Below are 15,842 nucleotides of genomic sequence, written 5' to 3'. Positions count from 1 at the left end.
TGCGTGGATCAGCGGCGCACGACGTAGCGCGTGACCACCGGCGGCGATTCGCCGAGGTGGAAGGCCAGCCGGCGCTCGCGCAGCGCCATGTCGGCGGCGGTCGCGCGGTTGAAGCGGCGCAGGTGCTCGGTCCAGCTCTCGTCGACGATCTGCTCGACGTAGCGGCCCGGCTCGCCGATGTCGTGCAGCAGCTCCCAGCCGATCGCGCCCTGGCTCAGGCGCGCGCGGCGCGTCTGCTGCATCACCAGGTGGAAGGCCGCGGCGCGCGCCGGGTCGATGATGAACTCGACGTTGATCACCACGCGGCCGTTCTCCTGCGGCGCCTCGGTCGGCGGCCCCGAGGCCCAGCCGGCCTTGGCGGGCGTGGTGTCGTCCTCGCCCGAGACATCGGTGACCCAGCGCAGCGCCGCCAGCATCAGCAGCGTGCCGGTGACCGAGGCCACGACCAGGCTGACCTGAAGGTCGGTGACCGTGGCGACCTGGCCCCACAGCGCGGCACCGATCGCGCTCGCGCCCATGATCGCCATCTGGTAGGTCGACATGCCGCGCGCGCGCACCCAGTCGGGCAGCGCGAGCTGGGCCGACACCGACAGCGAATTGGCCACCGTGATCCAGGCCATGCCGCCGAAGAACATCGCCGGCACCGCGACCCAGGCGTTGGGCGCGAAGGCCATCACCGCCGTGGCGGCCGACTGCAGCGCGGTGCCGCGCAGTACCAACTGGTCGCGCCCCAGCGCCTGGCGCAGCCGCGGCAGGAACAGCACCGCCACGATCGCGCCCGAGCCCATGGCCGCCAGCAGCAGGGTGAAGGTGCCGGCACCGCCGCCCTGGAGGTTGCGCGCCAGCAGCGGCAGCAGCGCCAGCAGCGCCGTCGAATGGAAGAAGAAGATCGTGATGCGGCTGAGCACCGCGCGCATGCGCTGCGACTGCCAGACGAACTGCACGCCCACGCGCATCGCGCTGATCAGCCGCTCGCGGCCCAGCGGATTGGGCGTGTGCTCGCGGCGCCAGCGCAGCACCACGAAGCCCGAGGCCACCGACAGCACCGCGTTGAGCGCGAACACCCAGACGCTGCCCGCGCTCGCGATCAGCATGCCGGCCGTGAGCGGGCCGATGATGCGCGAGGCATTCATCGCGATGCCGTTGAGCCCGAGCGCGGCCGGCAGCTGCGGGCGCGGCACCAGCTCGGGCACGATGGCCGAGAACACCGGCCAGCGCAGCGCCAGCCCGATGCCGTTGGCGAAGGTCAGCGCCAGCAGCAGCGGCGCGGTCATCATGTCGAGCGCGATCGCGGCGCACAGCACGATCGCCGTGCCCGCGAGCCAGAACTGCGTGGCCATCAGCCAGCGCCGGCGGTCGAGGATGTCGGCCAGCGCGCCGCTGGGCAGGCCGAGCAGGAACACCGGCAGCGTGGAGGCCGACTGCACCAGCGCGACCCAGATCGGCGAGGTGGTCAGCGAGGTCATCATCCACGCCGCCGCCACGTCGTTCATCCACATGCAGATGTTGGCGATCAGCCAGGTGCTCCACAGCATGCGGAACACCGGCAGCTTCAGCGGCTCGAGCGCGGCGAGCTTGGGCGGCTTCGGCCGCGCGGGCGGGATGGGCGTCTCTTCGGGCGATATCGGGGGCATGTGGGGCTATTGTCGCCGCGAGGCCCCGAGCTGGTCAGTTCGTGGTCAGCCGCGGTCGCTGCGCGCGAGCCGGTGCTCGAGCCGGCGCAGCAGCGTGGTCAGCACCAGCGTCATCACCCAGTAGATCACCGAGATCGCGAGATAGGGCTCCCAGTAGCGCGCATAGGCACCGGCCACCGTGCGCGCCGCGTAGGCCAGCTCTGCAAGGCCGATGGCGGAGACCAGGGAGGTGTCCTTCAGCAGCGCGATCGCGTTGTTGCCCAGCGGCGGCAGCATGCGGCGGAAGGCCTGCGGCAGCACCACGTAGCGCATCACCTGCGCCGGGTTGAAGCCCAGCGAGCGGCCGGCGTCGAACTGGCCGCGCGAGATCGACTGGATGCCCGCGCGGAACACCTCGGAGATGTAGGCCGCGGAATTGAGCGTGAGCGCCACCACGCCCGAGATCAGCGCGCCGTGCTCCTGCTTGAGCGTGCGCGCGAGCTCGCCGTCGATCAGCAGGCCGGACGTGGGGTGGATGAACACCGGCATCACCGCGAAGTGGATCAGCAGGATCTGCACGAACAGCGGCGTGCCGCGGAAGAAGCTCACGTACACCGTGGCCGGCCAGCGCAGGAAGAAGCGCGCCACCCAGGTCCAGGGTGCGTGCCGCGGTTGCGCGAGCCGCGCCAGCGCCAGGCACAGGCCCCAGCTCGCGCCCAGCAGCACGCAGACCACCGTCATGCGCAAGGTCATCCAGGCGCCCTGCCAGAACAGGTCCTTGTATTCGACCAGGATGTCCCAGCGGAACCATCCGAACAGCAACACCGGTTGTTCCATGGCGGCTTCCTTCAATGCAGAGAAACGAACGAAAAGAAAAACGAAACGGCCGCGAAGCGCGGCCGTGGGAGCAGAACGGGGGCCGTGCGGCTCAGCGCACGTTCGGGTCCTTGTTGAACCACTTCTTGTAGATCGTCACGTAGCTGCCGTCGGCGCGGATCGCCGCCAGACCGGCCGAGAGCTTGTCGAGCAGCGCCTTGTCGCCCTTCTTCACCACGATGCCGAAGCCTTCCTCGGGGAAGGACTTGTCGTCGACGGTCTTCAGATCGGGGTTCTGCGACACGCGGTAGGCGATCACGCCGTTGTCGCCCATCGCCGCGTCGACGCCACCGCCGGCCAGCTCGGAGATGATCAGCGGCGTGCTCTCGAAGCGGCGGATGTTCGGGCTGGTCTTGCCGAACTCGCGCGATGCGATGTCGTCGGCCGTCGAGGCGCTCACCACCGCGATCTTCTTGCCCGTGAGGTCCTTGAGCGAGGCGACCGTGCTGTTCTTCGGCAGCGCGATCAGCTGGCGCGCCGCGAAGTAGGGTGGCGTGAAGTCGTAGCTCTGCTTGCGCTTCTCGTTGATCGTCACGCCCGAGATCACGAGGTCGACGTCGCCGTTGTTGAGCGCGCCGAAGATGCCGGTGAATGGCGTGTTCACGATCTTGATCTTCAGGCCCTGCTGCTTCGCGATGGCGTTGATGATGTCGATGTCGAAGCCGACGATCTGCTTGTCCTTGTTCTCGAACGCGAACGGCGCATAGGTGGCGCTGGAGGCCACGGTCAGTTCGCGGTTCTGCGCCTGGGCGGGCGCCAGGGCGCCGAAAGCCAGCACGGCGGCGGCAAAGCCAAGCGCCAGGGCGCGGCGGGTGGGGGTCATGCGGAGTCCTCGGGTGCGCCGGGTGGCGGTTGGGGTGGGCGAGGATTTTAGGCTGGCGGGCGGCGGGTTCCGTCGCCCATCGGCGCCGGTCCCGTCGGGCCCTCGCGGCCGCTACTTCGCCAGGTGCCCCAGCGGCAGCGCGCTGCTCGCCTTCACCTCGCCGAGCGAGAAGCTGGTGTGCAGGTCCTTCACGTTCGGCAGGTTCATCAGGTGCTGCCGCGCGAAGGCGGAGAAACCGTCGAGGTCGCGCGCCACCACCTGCAGCTCGAAGGTGCCAGTGCCGCTGATGTAGTGGCAGGCCACGACCTCGGGCATCTTGCGGATGGCGTCCTCGAGCTTGCGGGTCGCTTCGTTGGTGACGCGCTCGGTGTCGACGCGCACGAAAGCGAGCACGCCCAGCCCTATCTTGTGCCGGTCGATCTCGGCGCGGTAGCCCTTGATGAAGCCGGCCTCTTCCAGCGCGCGCACGCGGCGCCAGCAGGGCGCGGCCGACAGGCCCACGCGCTGCGCAAGCTCGGCGTTGGTGAGGCGGCCATCGGTCTGCAGTTCTTGCAGGATGGCAAGGTCGAACTTGTCAATGCTTTCCATAAGCCTCGATATTAAGCAATCTTCTTTCTGGAAGTGGCTTTTTGGGGGCATGGAAAGCAAACACCTGTCGCGGACCCCGGCATACACTTTGCGTGATCATGGGCTCGCGCCCGACCGGGCACAGACCCGCACCTATCAGCCAGGCCCACAAGGCCCTGCCACCACGGAGACGACAGACATGAATGCCCCGCTGCCCGAGCACATCCGCCGCGCGCTAGAAACCGTCACGCTCGACGACAACCCGCAACGCGGGTTGCGCCGAAGGCACAAGTACGGCGCGGACGGCGTCGCCGGACGCACTGGATTTGGCGGCGAGCATGTTTGCGAAGGGAGTACCGTATGAACGCCCCGCTGCCCGAGCACATCCGCCGCGCGCTAGAAACCGTCACGCTCGACGACAAATACAGCCTCGACTACGGGCGCGCATTCATGAGCGGGGTCCAGGCCCTGGTCAAGCTGCCGATGCTGCAGCGCCTGCGCGACAAGCAGGTCGGCAAGAACACGGCCGGCTTCATCAGCGGCTACCGCGGCTCGCCGCTGGGCGGCTACGACCAGGCGCTGTGGAAGGCCAGCAAGTTCCTCAAGGAACAGAACATCGTCTTCCAGCCCGGCGTGAACGAAGAGCTCGCGGCCACCGCGCTGTGGGGCACCCAGCAGCTGGGCTTCTCGCCGCAGGGCACCAACAAGTTCGACGGCGTCTTCGGCATCTGGTACGGCAAGGGCCCGGGCGTGGACCGCTGCTCCGACGTCTTCAAGCACGCCAACATGGCGGGCACCACCGCCTGGGGCGGCGTGATCGCGGTGGCCGGCGACGACCACATCTCCAAGAGCTCGACCGCGGCGCACCAGAGCGACCACATCTTCAAGGCCTGCGGCACGCCGGTGTTCTTCCCGGCCAACGTGCAGGAAATCCTCGACCTCGGCATCCACGCCTTCGCGCTGAGCCGTTTCTCGGGCGTGTGGTCGGGCATGAAGACGATCCAGGAGATCGTCGAGTCGAGCGCCACGGCCATGATCGACCCCGAGCGCGTCGACATCGTGATCCCGACCGACTTCGAGATGCCGCCCGGCGGCCTGCACATCCGCTGGCCCGACCATGCGCTGGAGCAGGAAGCCCGGCTCATGCACTACAAGTGGTATGCCGCGCTGGCCTACATCCGCGCCAACCGCCTCAACCACAACGTGATCGAGGGCCCGAACGACCGCTTCGGCATCATGGCCAGCGGCAAGGCCTACAACGACACCCGCCAGGCGCTGATCGACCTGGGCCTGGACGACGCGGCCTGCCGCCAGCTCGGCATCCGGCTGCACAAGGTGGGCGTGGTGTGGCCGCTCGAGGCGCAGCTGACGCGCGAGTTCGCGACCGGCCTGCAGGAAATCCTGGTGGTCGAGGAGAAGCGCCAGGTCATCGAATACCAGCTCAAGGAAGAGCTCTACAACTGGCGCTCCGACGTGCGGCCCAACGTGGTCGGCAAGTTCGACGAGGGCGAGGTGCACGCGGCCGAGGGCTACTCGGGCGGCGAATGGTCGATGCCCAACCCGACCGCCCACACGCTGCTGCGCGCCAACGCCGACCTGAACCCGGCGCTGATCGCCAAGGCCATTGCCGGGCGCCTCAAGAAGACGGGCCTGCTGCCCGCGGGCTCCGACATGGCGGCGCGCATCGACGCGCAGCTCGCGATCCTCGAGGCCAAGGAGCGCTCGATGCAGGTGATCCAGGCCGAGGGCGTGAAGGACGCGCGCCAGCCCTGGTTCTGCTCGGGCTGCCCGCACAACACCAGCACCGTGGTGCCCGAGGGCTCGCGTGCCATGGGCGGCATCGGCTGCCACTTCATGGCGACCTGGATGGACCGCTCCACCATCGGCTTCACGCAGATGGGCGGCGAGGGCGTGCCATGGGTGGGCCAGCAGCCGTTCACGACCGACCAGCACATCTTCGCCAACCTCGGCGACGGCACCTACTTCCACAGCGGCCTGCTGGCGATCCGCCAGAGCATCGCGGCCGGCGTGAACATCACCTACAAGATCCTCTACAACGACGCGGTCGCGATGACCGGCGGCCAGACCGTGGGCGAGCGCCCCGAGGGCCATTCGGTGCTGCAGATCGCCGAGAGCCTGCATGCCGAGGGCGCCAAGAAGGTCGTGATCGTGACCGACGAGCCCGAGAAGTACGAGGGCGTCAGCATCCCGGGCGACCACGTGCAGGTCAAGCACCGCGACCTGCTCGACGAGATCCAGCGCGAGTTCCGCGCGATGCCCGGCACCACGGCCATCATCTACGACCAGACCTGCGCCACCGAGAAGCGCCGCCGCCGCAAGCGGGGCACGGCCGTCGACCCGGCCAAGCGCGTGGTCATCAACGAGCTGGTCTGCGAGGGCTGCGGCGACTGCGGCGTGCAGAGCAACTGCCTGAGCGTGGAGCCGCTGGAGACCGAGTTCGGCCGCAAGCGCACGATCAACCAGAGCACCTGCAACAAGGACATGAGCTGCCTCAAGGGCTTCTGCCCGAGCTTCGTCAGCGTCGAGGGCGGCCAGCTCAAGAAGAAGGCGAAGAACAAGGCGGCCACGCCGGCCGAGTTCGGCCTGCTGCCCGAGCCCGCGATCCCGTCGCTGGCCGGCGGCAAGGTCTGGGGCGTGGTGGTGGCCGGTGTCGGTGGCACCGGCGTGATCACCATCGGCCAGCTGCTGGGCATGGCCGCGCACATCGAGGCCAAGGGCATCGTCACGCAGGACGCGGCCGGCCTGGCGCAGAAGGGCGGCGCCACCTGGAGCCACGTGCTGATCGGCGACACCCAGGGCGACATCCGCACCACCCGCGTGGGCACGGCGGCGGCCGACCTGATCCTGGCCTGCGACCCGCTGGTGTCGGTGAACGGCGAGACCATGGCGCGCATGCGCGAGGGCCGCACCCACGTGGCGCTCAACACGCACAGCGCGCCCACGGCCGCCTTCGTGCGCAACGCCAACTGGCAGAACCCCGAGGACGCCTGTGCCGCCGAGATCGCGCGCGCCGTGGGCGCCGAGGGCGTGGGCGCCTTCGATGCCGACGCGGCCGCGACCGCGCTGATGGGCGACACCATCTACGTCAACCCGATGATCCTGGGCTACGCCTGGCAGAAGGGCTGGATCCCGCTGGCGCACGAGTCGCTGATGCGCGCGATCGAGCTCAATGCCGTGGCGATCGAGAACAACAAGGCCGCCTTCGAATGGGGCCGCCAGGCCGCCGTGCGGCCCGACGAGCTGCAAAAGCGCGTGCGTCCCGGCCAGGTGATCGAGTTCAAGAAGCGCGAGAGCGTCGACAGCCTGGTGGCGCGCCGCGTCGAGTTCCTGACCGGCTACCAGAACGCGGCCTATGCCGACGAGTACCGCCGCTTCGTCGCCAAGGTGCAGCAGGCCGAGAGCAGCCTGACCGGCAAGACCGCGCTGACCGAGACGGTGGCGCGCTACCTGTTCAAGCTCATGGCCTACAAGGACGAGTACGAGGTCGCGCGGCTGCACACCGACCGCGCCTTCCTCGAGCGCATCGAGGGCATGTTCGAGGGCGACTTCAAGCTCAACTACCACCTCGCGCCACCGCTGATCGCGAAGAAGAACGCCAAGGGCCAGCTGCTGAAGCAGAAGTTCGGCCCCTCGATGCTGACGGGCTTCAGGCTGCTGGCCAGGCTCAAGGGCCTGCGCGGCACCGCCTTCGACGTGTTCGGCCGCACCGAGGAGCGCAAGACCGAGCGCGCGCTGATCGGCGAGTACCGCGCGAGCATCGACGAGGTGATCGGCGCGCTGCGCGCCGACAACCATGCGCTGGCGCTCGAGATCGCGGCGCTGCCCGAGCAGATCCGCGGCTATGGCCACGTGAAGGAACGCAACCTCGAGGCCGCGCGCCTGCGCTGGAACGAGCTGCTGGCCAAGTGGCGCCAGCCCCGCGCCGAGCGCGCGGCAGCCTGAGCGCTGGCCCGGCCGCGCCGGCGCCGGGCCCGCGGGCCTGGCGCCGAAACCGTGCTGTCACAGGCACCGCTTAGGATCGATGCTATTCAAAACATAGCAATCCAGGAGCGCCTCCCAAACACCGAATGCCCACCGCCCCGCGCCGGATAAGCGCGCGGAGCGGCGCTTCGCCACGAATACAATGCCCGGTGCTGTGCGGCGGCCAAGCCCCGCCTGGCTTCGATTCGCGGCCCGTGCCCGTTGACCCTTGGCCCGTTCGAAGGCCCTGGTGCGAAGGCCCTGGTGCCGCCGAACCCCGAGCGCGGCTCGCGCCGGAGTCATTACCTCTTCCCTCTGTTGGAGACTTCCTTGTTCATTTCTACCGCTTTCGCCCAGACCGCCGCTCCCGCTGCCGGAGGTGGCGACATGTTGTCCTCGCTGGGCAGCATGCTCCCCCTGGTGCTCATGTTCGTGGTGCTGTATTTCGTCATGATCCGCCCGCAGATGAAGCGCCAGAAGGAAGCCCGCGCGATGATCGAGGCGCTGGTCAAGGGCGATGAAGTCGCCACCGCCGGCGGCGTGCTCGGCAAGATCACCTCGGTCGGCGACCAGTACCTGGGCCTCGAGATCGCCAACGGCGTCGAGATCAAGGTGCAGCGCAGCGCGGTGGTGCAGGTGCTGCCCAAGGGCGCCGTCAAATAAGAAAGAAAAGCGTGGCCCGGTCTTGCGCTTCGTTGCCCCGGACCTCAAGTCACGCCGTGTCCCGTTCCTGCCGTCTCTGAAAAGCGCGATCTCATGAACCGTTACCCGGTCTGGAAGTACGCGATCATCGTGATCGTGCTGCTCGTGGGGCTGATCTATGCCCTGCCCAATTTCTTCGGCGAGGCACCTGCGGTGCAGGTCTCGTCGGCCAAGTCGACCGTCAAGGTCGACAGCGCCACCCAGACCCGCGTCGAGGAGGCCCTGAAGGCGGGCGACCTCGTGCCCGATCTGATCACGCTCGATGGCGGTTCGCTGCGCGCTCGCTTCGGCAGCCCCGACGAGCAGCTCAAGGCGCGCGACCTGATCCAGCATGCGCTGGTGCCCGACGCCGCCGACCCACCCTACACGGTGGCGCTGAACCTGGTGTCGCGCTCGCCCAAGTGGCTCACGGCGCTGCATGCCTTCCCGATGTACCTGGGGCTCGACCTGCGCGGCGGCGTCGACTTCCTGCTGCAGGTGGACATGAAGGGCGCCATCGACAAGAAGGCCGAATCCTTCGCGAGCGACCTGCGCACCAACTTCCGCTCGAAGGACATCCGCGGCACCCAGGTGAGCCGCAACGGCCAGGCCGTCGAGGTGAGCTTCCGCGACGCCGCGGCGCTGGAAAAGGCCAAGCAGCTGATCCAGGACCAGTTCCCCGACCTCACGACCACCGACGGTCCGGACGGCAGCAACTGGCGCCTCGTTGCCACCATCAAGCCCGAGGCCGCGCGCCGCCTGCAGGACGCCGCGCTCAAGCAGAACATCACCACGCTGCACAACCGGATCAACGAACTCGGCGTGGCCGAACCCGTGATCCAGCAGCAGGGCATCGACCGCATCGTCGTGCAGCTGCCGGGCGTGCAGGACACGGCCAAGGCCAAGGAAATCCTCGGCCGCACCGCCACCCTCGAGATGCGCCTGGTCGACGAATCGTCCGAAGGCCGCGCGGCCGAGCTCAGCGGCGGGCCGGTGCCCTTCGGTTCGGAGAAGTTCTTCGACCGCGCGGGCCGCCCGGTGATCGTCAAGAAGCAGGTGCTGGTCACCGGCGAGAACCTCACCGACGCGCAGCCCGGCTTCGACCAGCAGAGCAACCAGCCCAAGGTCGACCTGACGATGGACGCCAAGGGCGGCAACATCATGCGCGACGTCAGCCGCGAGAACTACAAGAAGCGCATGGCGATGATGATCTTCGAGAAGGGCAAGGGCGAAGTGCTCACGGCTCCCTCGATCAACGGCGAGCTGGGCAACCGCTTCCAGGTCTCGGGCTCGATGAGCGTGACCGAGGCCAACGACCTCGCGCTGCTGTTGCGCGCCGGCTCGCTGGCCGCGCCGATGGAAATCATCCAGGAACGCACCATCGGCCCGACGCTGGGCGCCGACAACATCGACAAGGGCATCAAGTCCGTGATGTACGGCTTCCTGGCGATCATGGTCTTCATGTGCGTTTACTACGCGCTGTTCGGCCTGTTCTCGTCGATCGCGCTGGCGGTCAACCTGCTGCTGCTGGTGGCGCTGCTGTCGATGATCCAGGCCACGCTCACGCTGCCCGGCATCGCGGCCATGGCGCTCGCGATCGGCGTGGCGATCGACTCCAACGTGCTGATCAACGAGCGCGTGCGCGAGGAACTGCGCAACGGCGCCTCGCCGCAGGCGGCCATCCACGCCGGCTACGACCGCGCCTGGGGCACCATCCTCGACTCCAACGTGACCACGCTGATCGCGGGCATCGCGCTGCTGGCCTTCGGCTCCGGCCCGGTGCGCGGCTTCGCGGTGGTGCACTGCCTGGGCATCGTGACCTCGATGTTCTCGGCCGTGTTCTTCTCGCGCGGCATCGTGAACTTCTGGTACGGCGGCAAGAAGAAGCTCAAGAGCGTGTCGATCGGCACCGTCTGGCGCCCCAAGACCGATACCGCCGACGGTACGTCCGTGGCCGAAGCCAAGTAAGGAAAGAAGGCCATGGAGTTCTTCCGCATCCACCGCACCATTCCGTTCATGCGCCATGCCCTGGTGCTGAACATCATCTCCTTCGCGACCTTCGCGCTGGCGGTGTTCTTCCTGATGCACCGCGGCCTGCACCTGTCGGTCGAGTTCACGGGCGGCACCGTGATGGAGGTGGCCTATTCGCAGCCCGCCGACGTCGGCAAGATCCGCGATGCCGTGAGCAAGCTCGGCTACCAGGAAGTGCTGGTGCAGAACTACGGCAGCTCGCGCGACGTGCAGATCCGCCTGCCGGCGCGCCAGGGCATGAGCGCCGAGCAGCAGAGCGTGCCGGTGATGGCCGCGCTCAAGGCCATCGACCCTTCCGCCACGCAGCGCGGCATCGAGTTCGTCGGCCCGCAGGTGGGCGAGGAGCTCACCACCAATGGCCTGAAGGCGCTGGGCATGGTGGTGGTCGGGATCATGATCTACCTGGCGTTCCGCTTCGAGTGGAAGTTCGCGCTCGCCACCGTGCTGGCCAACCTGCACGACGTGGTGATCATCCTGGGCTTCTTCGCCTTCTTCCAGTGGGAGTTCTCGCTCGCGGTGCTGGCGGCGGTGCTGGCGGTGCTGGGCTACTCGGTGAACGAGTCGGTCGTGATCTTCGACCGGATCCGCGAGAACTTCCGGCGCTACCGGAAGATGACGACCACCGAGATCATCGACAACGCGATCACCTCGACCATCAGCCGGACCATCATCACCCACGGCTCCACGCAGCTGGTGGTGCTGTCGATGTTCTTCTTCGGCGGCCCGACGCTGCACTACTTCGCGCTGGCACTCACCATCGGCATCTGCTTCGGCATCTATTCGTCGTGCTTCGTGGCGGCGGCGATCGCCATGTGGCTCGGCATCAAGCGCGAGGACCTGATCAAGGGCCCGGTCAAGCGCGACGGCGATCCGGACGACCCGAACGCCGGCGCCGTGGTCTGAAGCGGCGCCCCTGCGGCATCCGCTGGGCAAGGTAAAGTCGGGCCCGTCCCTCGCCGCGAGGCGCCCATGCAACGCGACAGGAAGCGCACCCTTGTGCGGATGCGCTTCCCGATGCAAGCTCGCGTCTGTCGGGTGAAACCGGTACCTGCCCCCTGATCTTCCTCAATGAGCATTGCGCGATCAGCCTCGTCCCTGCAGCTCGCGCGCGAGACGCGTGAGCGTTTCGTGCTGGCGACGGAAGGCGCCATCGTTCCGCTGGCCCGTGCCATCCGCGACCGCCTGACCCAGCTGGCCTCCGAGGTCGGCAGCGCGCGCGCCATGCAGGAGCACCGCGACGACTTCGTGGCGTTCCAGGGCAATGCCTCGCAATGGGTGTCGCTCGCGCAGACCGGCTGGCGCAAGGCGCTCGGCGAGAGCGGCGCCAGCGGCTTCCACACCTCGACCTCGCACACCCAGATGCTGCGGCTCGAGCTGATCGGCGACGAGGTGGTGGAAAGCAACATCCTCTCCTCGCGCCTGGCGCAGATGATCCATGACCGCGCGAGCTTCGAGCTCAGCGACCTGCGGCTGCGCATCCAGCACCTCGAGGGCACGAGCGAGCTCGACGGCAAGGACGTGCTCAAGCCCGAGACCCTGGCCAAGCTGCTGGTCGAGCAATGGCTGGCCGCCGGCCTGAGCCGCCAGCTCTGGACCCGCGTGCAGGACACGGTGCAGGCGCAGCTGGTCGACGTGGTCGCCAAGGCCTACGAGGACGCCAATACTCACCTGGTCGCCCACGGCGTGATGCCCGAGATCGACCTCAAGAGCTTCGTGCGGCGCACCGGCGGCGCGGCCTCGGGCGGCGCGACCGGCCCGGGCGCGCCAGGCGCCGCGCAGCCCGGCGGCCATGTGGCGCCAGCCGGCGCGGCGGGGGCGACGGCGTCCGTGCCCGGCACGTTCCAGCGCGGCGGCGGCGGTGCGCCCGCTGGCGGTTCGCCGCTGGCCACGGCACGCCAGCGCGCCCAGACCGCGCTGCTAAACCTCAAGCGCTTCGTCACCGGCCGCATCGGCGGCGACACCGGCAACAGCACGCAGCCGGCCTCGTCGATCGGCGTCGACGGCCGCGGCAGCGCCGGCGGCGTCGACTTCGGCGCGCCACGGCCTTTCTCGCGCACCTTCGCGGGCGCCATCGCCGACGCCGAGGCCGCCTACCGCGCGGCCGCCACCCAGTACCTGGAAGCCGCGGGCGAGCAGGCCACGATGATCCAGCAGAGCGCGGTCGACCTGCGCCGCCGCAGCACCGAGCTCAAGAAGCGCGCGCCGACCACCGCCGACAAGGCCACGGTCGAGATCGTCGCGCTGATGTTCCAGGCCATCCTGGCCGAGGAGCGCATTCCGTTCTCGGCGCGCGTGTGGTTCGCGCGGCTGCAGATGCCGGTGCTGCGCGTGGCCATCGCCGAGCCCGAGTTCTTCGGCACCTTGCAGCATCCCGCGCGCATGCTGATCGACCGCATGGGCTCGTGCGTGATGGGCTTCGACGCGGCCGCGATCTCGGGCAGCGCGCTCGAGAACGAGATCAAGCGCGTGGTGCAGGTGATCGAGCAGTACCCCGAGACCGGGCAGCGCGTCTTCAAGCTGGTGTTCGACGAATTCGTCGCCTTCCTCAACCGCTACCTCACGCAGAGCGACACCGCGCAGCGCGTGATGAGCGTGGCGCAGCAGGTCGAGCAGAAGGAGACGATGGCGATCCAGTACACCATCGAGCTGCGCAAGATGCTCAACGACATGCCGGTGCGCGACGAGATCCGCGAGTTCCTGTTCAAGGTCTGGGCCGAGGTGCTGGCGATCGCCGCGCTGCGCTACGGCGGCCAGGACGAGCAGACCGTGACGCTCAAGCGCGCCGCCTCCGAACTGGTATGGGCCGCGAGCGCCAAGCCCAGCCGCACCGACCGCGCGCGCGTGATCCAGGACCTGCCGCAGCTGCTGCAGCGCCTGCGCCAGGGCATGGCGCTGCTGGGCATCGTCGGCGAGCCGCAGGAGGCCTACATCAAGACCATCGGCGCGACGCTCTCCGATGCCTTCATGCTCAAGACCGAGGCCATCCCGCAGGCCAAGATCGAGGCCATGGCCGAGCGGCTGGCGCACCTCGAGGACTTCGTGAGCGACAGCGGCGGCGACGCCGACCTGCCGCTCGACGCCACCAACATCGAGCTGCTGCTGGGCGTGGACGCGAGCACCATCGAGGTCGTGGCCGACACGGCGGGAGCGCGCGCGACCGAGGACATGCTGGCCTGGGCCAACGAGCTGCAGGTGGGCACCTGGTTCATGCTCGACCACAACGACCGCGTGAGCCAGGTCCAGTTCGTCTGGCGCAGCGACCGCAAGCAGCTGCACCTGTTCGCCTCGGCCGACGGGCGCAGCTTCCTGATCCAGGCCGGGCGGCTCGCGTCCTACCTGCAGGCGGGCCTGCTGGTGCCGGCCGAGGAAGAGACGCTGACGGTGCGCGCCACGCGCGAGGCGCTCGCGAAGCTCGATGCGAACCCCGAGCGGCTGTTGAACTAGCGAGAGGTCGTCTCGCGAAGGGCTCAGTGCGCGAGCCGGCCTTCGTGGTTCTCGCAGAGCTCGTCGAGCACCAGCGCATCGGGCTCGATGCCGGTGCTCCAGTGCACCATCAGCACGATGATCTTGAGCTCGTCGAGCGCCACCGGCGCGCCGGGCGCGGCCATCGCGCGTTCGACGACGATCTCGCGCATGTCGCAGGGCAGCACGTTCGAGCCTTCGAGGAACTGGATGAAGCCCAGGCATTCGGCGCCCAGGTGCTCCTGCTCGGCTTGCGAATACACGCGCATCGAATCGGGCGACTGCGGCCGCGTGGCCTCGGCGCTGCTGCGCAATGCGACCGTGACGCTGCGGCCCTCCTCGTCGTTGCGCGTGAGCTGCACGCCTTGCGTGGCGAGGCTCAGGCCATCGAGCCATTGCAAGGCATCGCGTATCTCCTCGGCCTCGAAGCCGTGGGCGCTGAGCTTGCGGCTCAATTGTTCGGGTTCAGGGCAGGCATCGCTGCGCCAGTAGTTTTCGTAGACAAACACGAGCACTTCGAACATGGGCCCAATATAGCCCACGCCGATGGATGCGGCGCGACGCGTGGTGCAAATGCAAGGATCGGCGTAAATACCGATGGCCGCTCGCGAGGCCGTGCGCGACGGTGGCGGGTGGTGCGCGTTCGTGTGCTCAGGCCGCGCCCATGCGCTGGAACAGCCCGCCCGGCAGGCGCGCGACCTGGCCCTCGAGTTCGAGCTCGAGCATGCGGGCCTGCAGCGCCGCCGCACCCCAGCCGGTGCGCGCACCGAGTGCATCGAGACTCACCGGATCGAAACCCAGCGCCTCGAGCAACGGATCTCCGTGGTCCGTGCCGCCGGTCCACGGCCTGAAGGCGTCCGGCGATGGCTGCTGCGCGAGCGGGTGCAATTCCTCGAGGATGTCGGCCACCGACTCGACCAGCTTCGCGCCCTGGCGGATCAGCGCATGGCAGCCGCGCGACTGCGGCGAGTGGATCGAACCGGGGATCGCGAACACGTCCTTGCCCTGCTCGGAGGTGAGCCGCGCCGTGATCAGCGAGCCCGAGGCGAGCGCCGCCTCGACCACCAGGGTGCCGCGCGCGAGTCCCGCGATCAGCCGGTTGCGCTTCGGAAAGTTCTGCGTGAGCGGCGGCGTGCCGAGCAGGAACTCGCTCACGATCAGGCCCTGCTGCGTGATGCGCTGCGCGAGCTCGCGGTGCCGCGCTGGATAGACGCGGTCGAGCCCGGTGCCGACCACCGCCACCGTGGCGAGCCGCGGCCCGGCGCCCGCGGCATCGGCCGCGTCGAGCGCGCCCTGGTGCGCGGCGCCGTCCACGCCGAGCGCCAGGCCCGAGATCACGGGCAAGCCGGCCTCTCCGAGCGCGCGCCCGAAGGCGCGCGCATTCGAGGCGCCCTGCGGCGTGGGGTTGCGGCTGCCGACCACGGCGAGGCTGTGGTCGAGCTGGGTCAGGTCGAAGGCTTCGGCGCCCAGCACGTGCAGCATCAGCGGCGGGTCGGCGGTCTCGAGCAGCGAGCGCGGATAGCCGGGGTCGCCGAGCGTGACGATGCGGCGCACCACCGCGCCCTCGCCGTCCTCGCGCTGGCGCAACCATAGCTGGGTCTGGTCGATCAGCGCCTGCAGGTTGACTGGCATCTGCCGCAGCGCCGCGGCCTGGGCCTCGCTCACGACCTGCTGCAGCGCGGCCTCGGTCTGGGCGAATATGTCTGCGGGCAGGCCGAACGCGGCCAGCAGGCGACGGGCGGCGCCGTCGCCGATGCCCGGCGTCATCGACAGCCGCAGCCAGCCCGCGAGTTCTGCGCGGTCCACGC

12 protein-coding genes are annotated in these 15,842 nt (G+C 68.8%); 6 read left to right on the top strand and 6 right to left on the bottom strand.

What is annotated here, in order from left to right; all coding sequences use genetic code 11:
- Positions 1 to 8 precede the first annotated feature (8 nt).
- The 4 genes from BM109_RS30420 to BM109_RS30405 all read right to left on the bottom strand — a co-directional run bounded on the left by BM109_RS30420 (position 9) and on the right by BM109_RS30405 (position 3,900).
- Entirely contained in the window at positions 9 to 1,634 is a 1,626-nt protein-coding gene (locus BM109_RS30420; protein ID WP_093351332.1) for an MFS transporter, read from the bottom strand.
- 45 nt (positions 1,635 to 1,679) lie between these two features.
- Positions 1,680 to 2,450: an amino acid ABC transporter permease gene (locus BM109_RS30415; protein WP_057595865.1), complete on the bottom strand. Its 771-nt coding sequence runs from the start codon at positions 2,448 to 2,450 to the stop codon at positions 1,680 to 1,682.
- 91 nt (positions 2,451 to 2,541) lie between these two features.
- Positions 2,542 to 3,312: a basic amino acid ABC transporter substrate-binding protein gene (locus BM109_RS30410; RefSeq protein WP_093351330.1), complete on the bottom strand. Its 771-nt coding sequence runs from the start codon at positions 3,310 to 3,312 to the stop codon at positions 2,542 to 2,544.
- A 111-nt stretch (positions 3,313 to 3,423) separates the two neighbouring features.
- Positions 3,424 to 3,900 (bottom strand): Lrp/AsnC family transcriptional regulator, encoded by a 477-nt coding sequence (locus BM109_RS30405; RefSeq protein ID WP_057594358.1) that lies wholly within the window; start codon positions 3,898 to 3,900, stop codon positions 3,424 to 3,426.
- Between the two features lie 178 nt (positions 3,901 to 4,078).
- On the opposite strand from BM109_RS30405, the gene BM109_RS41355 reads away from it, so the two are divergent.
- From BM109_RS41355 to BM109_RS30380, 6 genes are all read left to right on the top strand, one after another.
- Positions 4,079 to 4,243 carry a hypothetical protein gene (locus BM109_RS41355; RefSeq protein WP_177239497.1) on the top strand — a complete coding sequence of 55 codons (165 nt, stop codon included), beginning with the start codon at positions 4,079 to 4,081 and terminating at the stop codon, positions 4,241 to 4,243.
- Positions 4,240 to 7,842, top strand: a complete 3,603-nt coding sequence (locus BM109_RS30400) for an indolepyruvate ferredoxin oxidoreductase family protein (protein WP_093351327.1) — start codon at positions 4,240 to 4,242, stop codon at positions 7,840 to 7,842. The genes BM109_RS41355 and BM109_RS30400 overlap by 4 nt, the downstream gene beginning before the upstream one ends.
- A 348-nt stretch (positions 7,843 to 8,190) precedes the next feature.
- A complete protein-coding gene (yajC, locus tag BM109_RS30395; RefSeq protein ID WP_093351325.1) occupies positions 8,191 to 8,523 on the top strand; it encodes a preprotein translocase subunit YajC in 333 nt (110 codons plus the stop codon).
- A gap of 93 nt (positions 8,524 to 8,616) precedes the next feature.
- Positions 8,617 to 10,509 (top strand): protein translocase subunit SecD, encoded by a 1,893-nt coding sequence (gene secD, locus BM109_RS30390; RefSeq protein ID WP_093351322.1) that lies wholly within the window; start codon positions 8,617 to 8,619, stop codon positions 10,507 to 10,509.
- A 12-nt stretch (positions 10,510 to 10,521) separates the two neighbouring features.
- Positions 10,522 to 11,475: a protein translocase subunit SecF gene (gene secF, locus BM109_RS30385; RefSeq protein WP_093351319.1), complete on the top strand. Its 954-nt coding sequence runs from the start codon at positions 10,522 to 10,524 to the stop codon at positions 11,473 to 11,475.
- 165 nt (positions 11,476 to 11,640) lie between these two features.
- A complete protein-coding gene (locus BM109_RS30380) occupies positions 11,641 to 14,016 on the top strand; it encodes a DUF1631 family protein (protein WP_093351317.1) in 2,376 nt (791 codons plus the stop codon).
- Positions 14,017 to 14,039: 23 nt separating this feature from the next.
- Here BM109_RS30380 and BM109_RS30375 read toward each other — a convergent pair whose 3' ends face one another.
- Positions 14,040 to 14,558: a Smg family protein gene (locus tag BM109_RS30375; RefSeq protein ID WP_093351314.1), complete on the bottom strand. Its 519-nt coding sequence runs from the start codon at positions 14,556 to 14,558 to the stop codon at positions 14,040 to 14,042.
- A 127-nt stretch (positions 14,559 to 14,685) separates the two neighbouring features.
- Entirely contained in the window at positions 14,686 to 15,840 is a 1,155-nt protein-coding gene (dprA, locus tag BM109_RS30370) for a DNA-processing protein DprA (protein WP_093351312.1), read from the bottom strand.
- Positions 15,841 to 15,842 lie beyond the last annotated feature (2 nt).

Origin of the sequence: Variovorax sp. PDC80, assembly GCF_900115375.1 — a bacterium.
In the GTDB taxonomy this organism is placed as follows: Bacteria; Pseudomonadota; Gammaproteobacteria; order Burkholderiales; family Burkholderiaceae_C; genus Variovorax.
This window is presented reverse-complemented; position numbering and strand designations above follow the sequence as displayed.

Coding starts and splice junctions, on each gene's coding strand:
- BM109_RS30420 (WP_093351332.1), bottom strand. CDS start 1,634: ATGCCCCCGATATCGCCCGAAGAGACGCCCATCCCGCCCGCGCGGCCG.
- BM109_RS30415 (WP_057595865.1), bottom strand. CDS start 2,450: ATGGAACAACCGGTGTTGCTGTTCGGATGGTTCCGCTGGGACATCCTG.
- BM109_RS30410 (WP_093351330.1), bottom strand. CDS start 3,312: ATGACCCCCACCCGCCGCGCCCTGGCGCTTGGCTTTGCCGCCGCCGTG.
- BM109_RS30405 (WP_057594358.1), bottom strand. CDS start 3,900: ATGGAAAGCATTGACAAGTTCGACCTTGCCATCCTGCAAGAACTGCAG.
- BM109_RS41355 (WP_177239497.1), top strand. CDS start 4,079: ATGAATGCCCCGCTGCCCGAGCACATCCGCCGCGCGCTAGAAACCGTC.
- BM109_RS30400 (WP_093351327.1), top strand. CDS start 4,240: ATGAACGCCCCGCTGCCCGAGCACATCCGCCGCGCGCTAGAAACCGTC.
- secD (WP_093351322.1), top strand. CDS start 8,617: ATGAACCGTTACCCGGTCTGGAAGTACGCGATCATCGTGATCGTGCTG.
- secF (WP_093351319.1), top strand. CDS start 10,522: ATGGAGTTCTTCCGCATCCACCGCACCATTCCGTTCATGCGCCATGCC.
- BM109_RS30380 (WP_093351317.1), top strand. CDS start 11,641: ATGAGCATTGCGCGATCAGCCTCGTCCCTGCAGCTCGCGCGCGAGACG.
- BM109_RS30375 (WP_093351314.1), bottom strand. CDS start 14,558: ATGTTCGAAGTGCTCGTGTTTGTCTACGAAAACTACTGGCGCAGCGAT.